The organism is Roseivivax halodurans JCM 10272 (genome assembly GCF_000521785.1).
GTDB classification, from domain to species: Bacteria; Pseudomonadota; Alphaproteobacteria; order Rhodobacterales; family Rhodobacteraceae; genus Roseivivax; species Roseivivax halodurans.
Genome location: NZ_JALZ01000034.1, coordinates 1 through 11,777, shown reverse-complemented (window position 1 = coordinate 11,777; position 11,777 = coordinate 1). Strand labels below are relative to the sequence as shown.

The 11,777-nt window shown below is 62.2% G+C and carries 11 protein-coding genes; 5 read left to right on the top strand and 6 right to left on the bottom strand.

Annotated features, from left to right (window positions below; all coding sequences use genetic code 11):
* Positions 1-28 precede the first annotated feature (28 nt).
* On the bottom strand, positions 29-973 hold the full coding sequence (locus OCH239_RS21835) for a glycosyltransferase family 2 protein (protein WP_084782625.1): 945 nt from the start codon (positions 971-973) through the stop codon (positions 29-31).
* Between the two features lie 120 nt (positions 974-1,093).
* Between OCH239_RS21835 and OCH239_RS23595 the strand changes: the two genes are divergently transcribed.
* The 4 genes from OCH239_RS23595 to OCH239_RS17870 all read left to right on the top strand — a co-directional run bounded on the left by OCH239_RS23595 (position 1,094) and on the right by OCH239_RS17870 (position 5,338).
* On the top strand, positions 1,094-2,080 hold the full coding sequence (locus tag OCH239_RS23595; protein WP_051489593.1) for a glycosyltransferase family 2 protein: 987 nt from the start codon (positions 1,094-1,096) through the stop codon (positions 2,078-2,080).
* Positions 2,077-3,171 carry a Gfo/Idh/MocA family protein gene (locus OCH239_RS17885; protein WP_051489592.1) on the top strand — a complete coding sequence of 365 codons (1,095 nt, stop codon included), beginning with the start codon at positions 2,077-2,079 and terminating at the stop codon, positions 3,169-3,171. Before OCH239_RS23595 ends, OCH239_RS17885 begins: the two co-directional genes overlap by 4 nt.
* 150 nt (positions 3,172-3,321) lie before the next feature.
* Positions 3,322-4,053 (top strand): sugar transferase, encoded by a 732-nt coding sequence (locus OCH239_RS17880; RefSeq protein ID WP_084782620.1) that lies wholly within the window; start codon positions 3,322-3,324, stop codon positions 4,051-4,053.
* Between the two features lie 376 nt (positions 4,054-4,429).
* A complete protein-coding gene (locus OCH239_RS17870) occupies positions 4,430-5,338 on the top strand; it encodes a glycosyltransferase family 2 protein (protein ID WP_037265720.1) in 909 nt (302 codons plus the stop codon).
* Between the two features lie 18 nt (positions 5,339-5,356).
* On the opposite strand, the gene OCH239_RS17865 is transcribed toward OCH239_RS17870, so the two are convergent.
* From OCH239_RS17865 to OCH239_RS17855, 3 genes are read right to left on the bottom strand one after another with little or no spacing between them, the layout of a single operon-like run.
* Complete coding sequence (locus tag OCH239_RS17865) at positions 5,357-6,811, bottom strand: oligosaccharide flippase family protein (RefSeq protein WP_037265717.1); 1,455 nt, start codon at positions 6,809-6,811, stop codon at positions 5,357-5,359.
* 3 nt (positions 6,812-6,814) lie between these two features.
* The gene (locus tag OCH239_RS17860; RefSeq protein WP_037265714.1) at positions 6,815-8,515 is read right to left on the bottom strand and encodes a hypothetical protein; all 1,701 of its coding nucleotides are present in this window, start codon (positions 8,513-8,515) and stop codon (positions 6,815-6,817) included.
* A gap of 9 nt (positions 8,516-8,524) precedes the next feature.
* Entirely contained in the window at positions 8,525-10,753 is a 2,229-nt protein-coding gene (locus tag OCH239_RS17855) for a GumC family protein (RefSeq protein WP_084782618.1), read from the bottom strand.
* A gap of 305 nt (positions 10,754-11,058) precedes the next feature.
* On the opposite strand from OCH239_RS17855, the gene OCH239_RS22310 reads away from it, so the two are divergent.
* Positions 11,059-11,193, top strand: coding sequence for a TA system antitoxin ParD family protein (locus OCH239_RS22310; protein ID WP_084782616.1), 135 nt, complete (start codon positions 11,059-11,061; stop codon positions 11,191-11,193).
* Between the two features lie 131 nt (positions 11,194-11,324).
* On the opposite strand, the gene OCH239_RS23775 is transcribed toward OCH239_RS22310, so the two are convergent.
* Both OCH239_RS23775 and OCH239_RS17845 read right to left on the bottom strand, forming a co-directional pair.
* Entirely contained in the window at positions 11,325-11,450 is a 126-nt protein-coding gene (locus tag OCH239_RS23775) for a hypothetical protein (RefSeq protein ID WP_280111417.1), read from the bottom strand.
* Complete coding sequence (locus OCH239_RS17845) at positions 11,447-11,695, bottom strand: hypothetical protein (RefSeq protein WP_037265706.1); 249 nt, start codon at positions 11,693-11,695, stop codon at positions 11,447-11,449. Before OCH239_RS17845 ends, OCH239_RS23775 begins: the two co-directional genes overlap by 4 nt.
* Positions 11,696-11,777 lie beyond the last annotated feature (82 nt).

The following is an 11,777-nucleotide window of genomic DNA, read 5'->3' as shown; positions in this document are numbered from 1 at the left end:
CGGTCCCGCTTCCGGAAAGGTCGCTCGCTCACTTGAGATATCGCTCCGGAAAAACACGCTTCCCCAACGCTTCCGCCAGCTTGCCGAGGATCATGCCCGCTGCACCAGGATGTTGGGCGAGATTGGCAAGGGCAGGCCCGGCCTTGCCGGCCTTCAGCGCGTGCAACACTCTCTCGCTGGTGCCAAGCCGCGCTTGGTCCCCCCGGCGGCGCGCCAGCAGCGCGCGCGATTGGTCGGTCAGCCGGTCCGAATGCCGTGCGGCGAACCGTATATCCGCCGCCATGAGCGCATCGAGATGATCGAGGTTCATGCGGTGGGAGACCGAGCCCGGTCGCGCGCGATAGAGATAATCGGCTACCGGATCGAAGATGACGCGGCCGCCTGTCGCAAGGCAGGCCAGGATGATATGGAAATCCTCTCCGTTCCGCAGCTGCGGATCGTATCGCAGGCCAGTGCGATCGAGAAACGCGCGATTGAAGATCGGCTTCAGATACCCGACCGAACGCCCGGCCGGCAGCACGTCGTCCATTGCGAGATAGCTCTCAAGATCGAAAACATCCGCCGTCCCGGGGATCTCAGGGGGGATGAAGGGGGGGGTGGACTCCGCGTCCTCCCAGCGAGCGACGCGCCGGATATTTCCGAGAACAACATCAGCCGACCGGCGCAATGCCAAGTCGATCATTCGCCGCGTCCGGCCGGGCTCGATCCGGTCATCGGAATCAAGCACCACGATCCAATCCCCTTGCGCCGCTGCTAGGGCTGCGTTGCGCGCGGCTGCGGGTCCGCCGTTCTGAGGCAGGCGTAAAACCCGGGCGCCTGCGTTATGGGCCCGTGCGGCCGTCTCGTCACAAGAGGCATCATCGGCAACCACAATTTCGCATGTCACATGCGACTGCCCTCGCGCGTGAGCGATACAATCGGCGACACTGTCTTCCGCATTCCAGGCGGCTATGATGATGGTTGCCTCGACCATGAGAGCTGACCTATCATCCCCACTGATCAGTAATCATCTGTTTTCTAGCAATTCCAAGTTTGGCTCACATTCTTTTTCCCGGCATGCGCGCCGGTCTTGTGCAACGCAGGAAACCAGCTTTTGAGCGCCGACACACCCGAAGTCTCCGTCATCGTTGCGGCCTGGAACGCAGCCCCCACCATCGGCGGCGCCGTTTCGTCAGCATTGCGTCAACGCGGCGTGCGTGTCGAGGTGATCGCCATCGATGACGCCTCGACGGACGGCACACGGGCTGAGCTCGAACGCCTGGCAGAGGTCCATAAGCACCTCCACATCGTGGTCCAGACCGTCAATAGCGGCCCCGCCGCAGCCCGCAATTCTGCGCTCGCCCTGGCACGGGCGCCTTACGTGACCATCCTCGATGCCGATGACGAGATGGCCCCGGATCGGCTTGGAAAGCTGCTGTCCATCGCCAGGCTCGGCAATTGGGATATTGTGGCAGACGACCTGTTTAAGGTCCCTTCACATCACCCGGACGCGCCGCGCGAGCGGTTGTGGAGCAAGACCGAGATCGGCTGCGTCAAGATCAATTTCGAAGAGTTCATCCAAGGCAACCTCACCCGATTACATGGCGGTCGCGGCGAACTTGGATTTCTCAAGCCATTGATCCGACGAGAATTCCTCGAGTGGCACAACCTGCGTTACGACCAGAGCATGCGGCTCGGGGAGGATTACGCGCTCTATGCCGAAGCGCTTGCGGCGGGGGCGCGGTTCTGCCTCACAGATCCTTTCGGCTACCACGCGCTTGTGCGTCCGGAGTCGCTCAGCGGCCGTCATGAGGCGGCGGATCTGGCGGGTCTCGTGCGGGTCGACCAACAGCTTGCAAGCCGGTCAGATCTGACAACTTCCGAACGTAAGATGCTGAAAATACATGAAATCGAAACCCAAAAACGGTGGCGGTGGTTGCGCCTGATCGAGGCGGTGAAGTCCCGCGACATTGTCGATGCCGTGCGCTGTTTCATCGCTCCGCCGAGCGTCATCGCAAGTCTCTGCGCCCGCCTTGGCGAGCAGGTTCTGTTGCGCTCGGCGGCACGGATCTCACGTGTTTTGGGCACCGCAAGTGCATGAGCAACCGTCTTCGCTGGGGGCTTCTCGGAGCCGGATGGATCGCCCAACGCTTCGCTGCAGACCTGCGCTTCGGGACAACCGGGCGTGTCAGCTGCGTCGCGGCACGCCACCCGGAGCATGCCCGGAGGCTTGCGGAGAGATACGGGGCCGATGCGGTGGAGGGGGCCGCCGCACTGGTCTCGAGGCCGGATGTGGACGTGATTTATGTTGCCACACCTGCCCATCTGCACATGGAGCACTGCCTTCTGGCGCTGTCACGCGGCAAGCCGGTTTTGTGCGAGAAGCCCTTTGCGCTCGATGCCGGACAGGCGCGGCGGATCGCCGAGACGGCAAAGGCGGAGGGTCTGTTCTGCATGGAGGCAATGTGGACCCGTTTCCTGCCGGCCATGACCGAGCTGCGGCGGCTGGCGGGTGACGGCGGGCTTGGTGAGATCAGGCAAGTCAATGCCACCTTGGGCTTTCCAAATGTCGAATCTCCCAGAACCGCAACATTGACCGATCCGGCCCGCGGGGGAGGAGCGCTGCTCGATCTCGGAGTTTACGGCATCTCGGCGGTCCATGACCTCCTCGGTCCGCCCCAGAGCGTCGCTGCCCGGCAGATCCTGTCGAAGACCGGAAGCCTGCGCGACGTGGCGATCGTGATGCAACACGCGACCGGCCTGTCGACGATATGCGCGAGCCATGCCACGCGCCTCAGCAATCGGCTGGAGGTCAGTGGCACCGAGGGGTGGGCCGAACTCGACGCTCCCTTTATCCAGGCGGGCCGCGGATCAGTCGGCAAGGTCGTGCCGGATCGCCGCAATGAGACCGAGCAGGCCTCGCGGCTCAGGGAGGCGCTGCGCGGCTCGCGTGCCTGGCCGATGATCCGCGCCGCCGGCCTGCGCCTCACGGGCCGGTCTCCGCGTGCGATCAGAGGACAATTCCGGGGCAGCGGTTTGCGGTTTCAGGCCGATGAGGTCGCTGCCTGCATCGCGGCGCAGCGTCAGGAAAGCCAGATCATGCCATTGGCCGCTTCGATTGCGGTCCTGGAAACCGTAGACGCGGTGCGGCGCCAAACGGCGTGCGCGAGCGGCGATGAAGACCTTTCGTAAAACAGATCACGCCACGTTCATATTTTGCCCGCACAGACACTCGTGACTTGGGTAAATGAGGCTAAAATGAGGAAAATTCTTGGTATGAGGATGCCGGTCGTGGCATACGAATATTATTGAAGAAGTCTTTTTCGATTCTCGGAGCTTTCCATGAGCTTTTCCAAGCACGGCCGGGGCCCGGCGAACATTTATAGAACGGGCCTGAGTTCAACCGTCCGACCAGACACCCCGTTCGGCCCCGACCGCGATCGTGAACCCCGACAATCCTACGCCATCAAACGAATGCTCGACATCACGGGTGCTCTTGTGATGATCGTCCTGTTCGCGCCGCTCTTCCTGACGATCATAGCCCTTGTCTGGCTGACCGAGGGTGGACCGTTCTTCTTTGGTCACCAGCGCATCGGGCGCAACGGGCTGCCCTTCCGGTGCATGAAGTTCCGCACCATGCGGCGGGAGTCCGAAGAGATCCTTGCCGAGATCCTTGCGACCGATCCGGTGGCCCGGAAACAATGGAATTCCTGCTACAAACTGGAGAACGATCCGCGGATCATGCCGGGGATCGGGCACTTCCTTCGCAAAACGAGCCTCGATGAGCTGCCGCAACTCTTCAATGTCCTGTGGGGTGAGATGAGCCTTGTCGGACCGCGACCGGTTACGGAGCAGGAGCTGGCAAAATACGGTCCCTACAAAAGCCACTATCTGGCGGTCCGGCCGGGTCTGACAGGGGAGTGGCAGATCGGGGGACGGTCCTCGACGACCTATGACGCGCGGGTGCGCATGGATGTGTGGTATGTCGAAAACGCAGGTGTGCTGACGGATGTCCGGATTCTGGCGCGAACCGTCACGTTCTTTCTTTCAGGCCGGCTCGGGGGTGCTCGCTAGGGAGAGTGCTTCCGGCATCGGATCGAGCATTATTCTCGATCCGGCTCAGCAGCCAGGTCCAAGCGAAGGTCAGTGGCACCGACGCGATCCACCCGACAAGGACAGACAGCCAGAGCGAGACGCTGTCGACCGTAAGGCCGATAATGCTTGCAGCCAACAGGCTGGCCAGGAGGGGGGGGAAGAGCTTCCCGTAGATCATGTCGGCTCCACATTGTCGGAGGTTTGACGCGATGGTAAACCGGATGAACGGAAGAACGCCGTGATACCTTGTTGTTTCAATCGCCTGCCGCCGGTGATCAACGGCGACCCTGCGTCAGAGTGTTTCATAAACTCGTAAAAACACAAATAATGTTGACTGAATGGTTCACAAACCAAAATGCGCAGGACGCATATTGATATAGGAATATGTACCTTCCAGCGGGCGAGCATTTTCGCGACCCTGGACAGCATCGCGTCACAATCCCTCCCCGAGGGTGTGTCACTCAGCGTGATTGTCGCCGACAATGACGACACGGATCGCCAGAAGACCGCAATCGAGGCGCATGCTGCAGCGAAGGGTCTTGCCACGCGCTACATCCATGCCCCGTCCCGCAACATCTCCCTGGCGCGCAACGCCTGTCTTGATGCCGTCTCGGGCGCGGCGCTGGTGTTCATCGACGACGACGAAAGTGCCGACGCACATTGGATCAGGAACATCCTTGCCAGCTGGCGCGAGTCCGGCGCCGGCGTCGTCTTTGGGCCTGCGGTCGCAATCTATCCCCCTGCTGCACCCGATTGGATGCGGCGAAACGATTTTCACTCGAACCGGCCAACCACCCGCGCCGGCCGCGTCGAGACGGGGAATACCAGCAATGTTCTGCTGGACCTCTCCGATCCCCGTGTGGCGTCTTGCCGTTTTGATCCGAGCTATGGCCGAACCGGCGGCGAGGATGTCGACTTTTTTTTCCGATTGCATCGCGCTGGCGTGCACATGGCAATCTGCGAGACCGCTACCGTGCGCGAACCCGTGGCGCCATCCCGTCTGAGCTTCGGCTGGGTGGTCCGCCGACGCAACATGCAAGGCGCGATCTACGGGAGCTGCATCGCGCAGCACAAACCGGAGATGCGCTGGCGGACCCTGTCTGCGAGCGCCGCCAAGGCGGCCTTCTGCCTCGTTCGGGTCCCGCCCACGCTGCTGGGATTCGGGGATGCACATTTCTGGATCATGCGCGCGGCATTCCATGCTGGCGTTGCCTCGGGGTGCCTCACCCAACCGCGCCGGGAAGTCTATGGCGGCACAGGCTGAGCCCTGTTGCCAGACGGATCAGCGGAGCAGGGCAATCGCCGCGCGAATGTTTCGGTTGTCCCAGACAAAGAGAACCGCCAAAGCCATTACGGTCAGCAAAATGGCAGAGGCAATTTCACCCAACCCGCCAGGCCATAGCATGTCCGCGCTGTAGAGATGTGCGACAATCGCAAAACAAGTGCAGACAAGGGGCCGCGCTACCGCAGCCAGACAGTCCCTTATGGCAAGCGGTACCAGCCGACGCGCAAGCATCCAGCCGCGCGGGACATAGACCAAAGCCCAGAGGGTGAGTGATGCTGCCGCGGCTTCGAGGCTGATGGTCGCTGCGACCACCATCAGCGGCACCTGAAGAAGCGTGCCTTCGAGCACCAGACGAAACTGCAGATCCGTGCGGCCGAGGGCTCGAAAAAGACAGACAAGACAGGTGATTGTCGTCGCCTCAATCACAATACCTGGAATGGCCAGAGCGAAGACAGGAGCAACGCTCGCCCATTGTGCCCCAAGAAACACCGGGAATATCGCATCGCCGGACACCGCGATGAGCGCCAGTGGAACGAACAGGATCGTAGCGATCAGCCGGGTCGAAGCGAGATAGATCTCGACCAGGCGCTCGAGTGACGCCTGCGCCTTCGCCATCCGGACATAGATGACGGTCGACAAGGGCCCGACCAGCCCAAATTGCGGCAAACGTGCAAAACGCTGCATCATCGCAAAGATGCCAAGCGCACCGGTGCCGAGAAGCTTGCCGACAGCAAGGGTTGCCGCCTGTCCTTGCAAGGTGGCGAGCAAGGAGGTTGTGACCGTATCACGCGCAAAGCGCAGATGCGGGCCGATCAGGTCGCGCGAGAAGACAAGCGAGGGCCGGAAGTTGGAAAAGAATGCCAGACCGGCAAAACGGACACCGGCGAGGACCAGTTGCTGCAGCACCAGCGCCCAAAGGCCCGCACCAACCAGGGCCAGTCCCACAGCCACCATCAGGCCGACCACAGCGGCAATCAAATGTATCCGCGCGATCAACGCGTAATCCTCGCGCCTTTCGATCTCGGCGTTATGGGCCGCCGAAAGCGCCTGAAGAAACGGAACACATGCCAGCAGGGAGAGGACCGGCCACAGGGCCGGCGCCGCGAATATCCAGCTCCAGACCGGGGCGGCGATCACAACACCCAGAAAAAGCCCACCACCGACAGCGGCCAGCAGCCAAAAGACGGTGGACCATTCCGCTTGGTTGTAGACCGGGCTGCGGATCAGTGACCGGCCGAGACCCGCATCGCTCAGGACCCCCGCGAAGATCACCACACTCATCGCCAGCGCCATAAGCGCAAAATCCTCGACCGTCAGGTGACGCGCAAGGACCGGTAGGACGAGAACCTGCGAGGCAGCGAGAAAGGCCCGCGCAAAAACCAGCGACCCCACATTGGTGAAGAAGCCGTGCCGGGCCTTCACCTCGGAAAGCGATGCCACCGGGTCGCTCATCGTTCAGCGCAAGATCTCAACATCCGACCAAGACAGGGCCTGCACGCTGTCATCCCCCGCAACTCGGCCGAGCCAGTCATGGCTCGCAAAGCCCGGCCAGCACACATCACCCTGCCGGAACTGGACCGGGAGAAAGGCCTCGCGGAACCTCCCGTCCGAAAACAAACCGTCGAAGGCATCATCGTTGCTGGCCCAGAAGCTTTGAGTTCCGTCTGCGCCGCAAGGCCGGTTGAACGTCGCCAGCACATCGGGCCGGTGATCCCAAAATGTATCCTTGTCAAAGCTGGCGTGGTTACGCATCCCGACCTTCTCGGACTTGGCGTGCGCCATCTCCGTCCAGTTGAGGCCCAGCAGATCGTAGATCCGGCCCTCATAGGCCAAAGCGATACCGCCCGCAGGTCCCACACCAATGGAAGGGCTGGGGGTGACGCCATTGAGATACGCCCCGAAAGCCAGCCCATCCTCGACCAGGGCAAATTCCTTTCTGACATCGAAGCGCGCCTGGTAATAGTGCAGCCATCCCAGGGCGATGATCAACAGAACCGCCGCCGCAGCTGGCAGCCGTATCGCCCAGCTGGTGGCGGTACCACGCGGCAGAGCGACAAGGGCGAGCGCCAGAGCGATGGACAAGGCGATCGGAACAAGGGGCGAGATTGGCTGGAAAAAGCGCCAGAGTGCAAAATGGTCGCCCCCAAGCGCCGCGTAGACCGACAGGATCCCGAAGACGCACGCCCCCGCCACGACCAAACCGCGACTGCCCGGCTCAGCCATCTGCAGGCGTGCCAATCCCCAAACGCTCGCGAATATCCAAGCCGCGATCCCAGCTGAAACAAGCGGCGCCCCCAGCACGTAAGACGTCATATATTTCAGGCCGTCCGCAAGATCCTGAAGACGGTCGGAGGAGACTTTCGCGTAAAACGTGTTGGGGAAGGGCTGGCCAAAATAATCGATCCGCCAGATTGTGACAGCGGCAAAAACCGCGATCGCAGCAAGCGCCGTGATCGCGCCGAAGCTGCGGAACGTCGGCACGAGGATCGCTGTCAGCGCGACAAGGCCGACTGAGGCCGCGACCCCCTCGGGACGGATCAGCGGCAGCGCCATAGCCAGCACCAGCAGCACAACTCGGCCAGGCCCCTCCAGGCCGCGGCCGTCATCCTCCGCCCAAGCGACAAGTAGGGCGAGCAGCCCCAAGAGACCCGCTGACCACAGCGCAACCTCCATCATCGTCCAGACCGCCCAAAGGAAATAGCCCGGCGCCGCAACAAGAAACAGCGCGAGGATCGTCACTCCAGCGTCCGCGCGTCCGCCAAGGCGTAAGGTCAACAGCCGGACAATGCGGAAGGCGGCAAAAACCGCAAGTGTCGCGAGGGCGAAGCACAATGCCAGGATCGGCGCTTCGGGAGATGGGGCGGCAAGGTAGAGCAGGGTCAGGATTGTGGTCCAGAGGATCGTCGTCGACCCTTCCACCCGCTCACCACCCACGTTGTAGACGTAGCCCGCACCGTTTGCGATGTTCTCTGCATAGGAGCGGGTGATTGCCGCATCGTCGATCCCGATCGGCGGCACACCCCCGGCCAGACCCCAAGCCAGGGCCGTACCGATCGCCGTCACGACAAGGGCCGTGATCAGATCGCGGGCGCGCGTATCAGCGAGGGCATCCGCGCGGCGCGAGGAGGGCATCGCCTCGTACGTTTTCTGGAACATGGTACCCTCTCAGACCCGAACGGATTTTGCTTGCAACCGCGACAGCACGGCGCCTTCCATCTGAACCGGCATCGACTTGAAGAGGCCCAGACGGTCGAGCACACGTTGCACAGGCGTGCGGCCAGAGCGGATCACGTAGAGGCCGACATCCAGCGTTTGGGGCAGCTCGACCACATCGGAGACCTCGTTGAGTGCGGGGGAGTCGATGATCACGAGGTCGTAGCGTGCCATCAGGGTCTGAAAGAGGGCTTCCGCCCGCTCCATGCCAAAGATTGTCGCGGGATCAAGGCTTGACGGTTTCGTCGGCATGACATCGACGCCGAGATGCGGGTCGTGGAAAATCGCGTCATCCACCGCCACATCGCCGTAGAAGACCTCGAGCAAGCCAGGTCGCTGACTGAGACCAAACCGGCGGGTCAGATCCGCCACGCGGAGATCACCATCGACCAGCAAGCACGTCTTGCCCTGCTCGCATGCGGCCCAAGCCAGCAACATGGCAAGACTGGTCTTGTCGCCGCCCGGAGATTGCGAGACCACCGTCACCGAGCGCATTGGTCGACCGATGCCCAGCTCCAGCGTCCGCAGCATGTTGCGCGCGGCCATCGCCGTCCGGCCACCCTTGCTCCGCACGAGGCGGGCGATGTTTCGGACGCCGTTGCGACGGGGCAGGCGGGGCAGGTGACCGTAAACCTTCAGCCCCGTGCTGCGTGTCACATGGTCAGAGCCCACAAAGCGCTTCGGCAAAAGCTCGAGCAGGAACATGAGCCCCAGGCCCACAAACAGACCGGCCGCGGTCGCCAGTACAAGTGTTTGCTTCTTACGTGGCGTGGCCGGCGCTCCCGGTGGGGCAGCGTAAGAAATGATCTCGGCATCGGCGCGGCGCAAGTTCTGTATCTCACTCGATTCCTTGAACCGGCCCAGGAAGTCCTCGTAAAGACGCCGGTTGGCATCAGCCACGCGCTCGAGCTGGTTGAGCTCGATCTGGTCCGCCGACCGTTCAAAGCCCGTCCGCTCAAGCTGGCTCAAAGCCGAGCGGATGGCCGAAACATTGGTGCGCAGAACCTCCGAGCGGTTCTCGAACTCTTCGATCACACGCTCGACCTCGGTTGTGAGTTCGGTCTGCACCCCTTCCGCTTCGCGCTGGATGGTCCGGACCTGTATACTCTCTTCTCCAAAACGCGCCCGGGCCGTGGCGGCATCCTGACGCAGGACCGAAAGACGGGTGACAAAATCATCAAGCAGCGGATCGGCCAGCACGCTTGCCGCCGAGACGGCACTCGATCCGCCGAGCAGCTGGCGGGCCTTCTCCGCCAGCGCCTCGGTTTGCGCCAGATCCGTGCGCGCATCGACCAGTTTTGTTGTCATTTCCTCCATCTGCTGATCGAGCCGTTCGGCGCTGTCGACCTCGCGGCTGGACAGCGTCTTGAACGCAATCACCTGACGTTCGGCGTCCTGGACGCTTGCCGCCAGTTCCGCAACGCGGGTCTCGAGCCAGACGGTGAAACGCTGCGCGGCCTCGAACCGGCGATCTCCGACGAACTCGATATATTCAACGGCGATGGTATTCGCGATCCCAGCAGCCTTGGTCGGATCGCTGGAGGCGACGGTTACCTCGATCACATAGGAATTGCCGAGCTGCCGCACCGAACTCTGGCGGGCGAGCGTAGAGACGGGCCCGTCGAGGCCTTCGAGCATGTCCTGATTTGCGCTTGCCGCTTCTGCCAAAGCACTACTCGGCGCTGCACCGGCACTCGAGCCCGCGGCCTCTTGCGACGGGGCGGGCAGAAGGAACGACTTGACGAAAGACTTCGTCCTCTCCACCAGCCGGGCCACAGGGCCCGGTTCCTCAACAGGCAGCAGCGCAGGGTTGAACTCGGGGTCCTGGTCAAGCGACAGCCGCTTGGCGACACGGACAAGCAATGTGCTCGATTCAAGGATCGCAAGTTCCCCCTTGATGGCCGTATCGGTCAAAGCACGGCTTTCAAGAAGGTCGGTTGAGCTGCGCTCGACGCTCGGCTGCCCCCCCATCAGCATCTCTGCAGAAGCAACGTATTGCGGCTCGGCACGGCTCAGCGCGTAACCCGCATAGATGATCGCCATAAAAGTCGTCAGGGCGGCGATCCAAGCCCGCTTGCGCAGGATCGCCCACACATCCTCGAGACGAAAGGTGGTCTCGCGAGGCCGCGTCATGTCGTGTGAAAGCTCGGAGAAAAGTCGTGAGCCCGGTTGTGAATTCATCGAAATACGCCCCAGAAAAGCGGCTTAAAACATACAGACAAATTTGCAGGCCCTCGAGAACGAGATCGCGGCAGTCTAACGGCAGAATGTCCCGAACCTGAAATCCACCGCGGAACCGTATCTCTGACACCAGGCTGAATGCGCGCCTGCGAAGCAACGTAGACCATTCCGTGGCGTCATGCGACTGGAAAATCCAGGGCTGCCGCAACAGGCATGACCTCCGGGAGCGCCTGCCATCTCTCCGCTCACAAGGCCCACCCACGGGGGCGGGTTGCGCGCCTGGCCGCAGTCAGTCGAGCGGCGTCATGTGCCGCTCGATCAATGCTCAGGCCGAGTTCTGGAGGAAGGTGGGCATGTTGGCCGAGGCAAACCCCGGCCTATCTTTCACCGAAATCATGGCGCAGCAGCTCGAGGATGCCGATGTTGTCAACACCGCCTGACCGGACCTCCGATAGTTGGAGGTCTCCGGTCCGGTCAGGCTCATCGCGCATCTCTATGCCTTGCGCGAAAAGAAACCCCTTCCTCTTTCAAGGCGGGGGCTTCGGGTCTTGGTCAAAGCGATGTGGTGAGGTTACTCGGCCGGCGTGTGGCCTGCGCGGTCGTCGCGTTCCAGACGCTTCTGGGACCAGCGGGCCCAAACAAGACCACCGAAAGAAAAGGTCAGTGCCATGGCGATGAGGATCAGTTGACCAGTCATTTGCGCGTCTCCCTGTCCAGATCCTGTGCTTCAGTCTCGAGGCGTCCCAAAGAAATATAAGCATTTCCAACCATCACGCCAGCGACGGCGAGATGGCAGATGACCCAAGCCGTGACCGGCACGGTGCCGTCTGCCAGAGGTCGCGCCACGCCGAGCCCGAAGAAAGCAAGGCCCACGGCGTTCGAGATGGTCACATAGAGCTTCACCCGCTCGTTATGGACCGCGAGATCATCACGCCGCCGCATCGGTCACCTCCATCTGTTTCGCGCCTGTCTCCGAGGCGGCGACCAGCCAGTCAACGGCACGCTGCGCGTGCGCCCCCGCGGT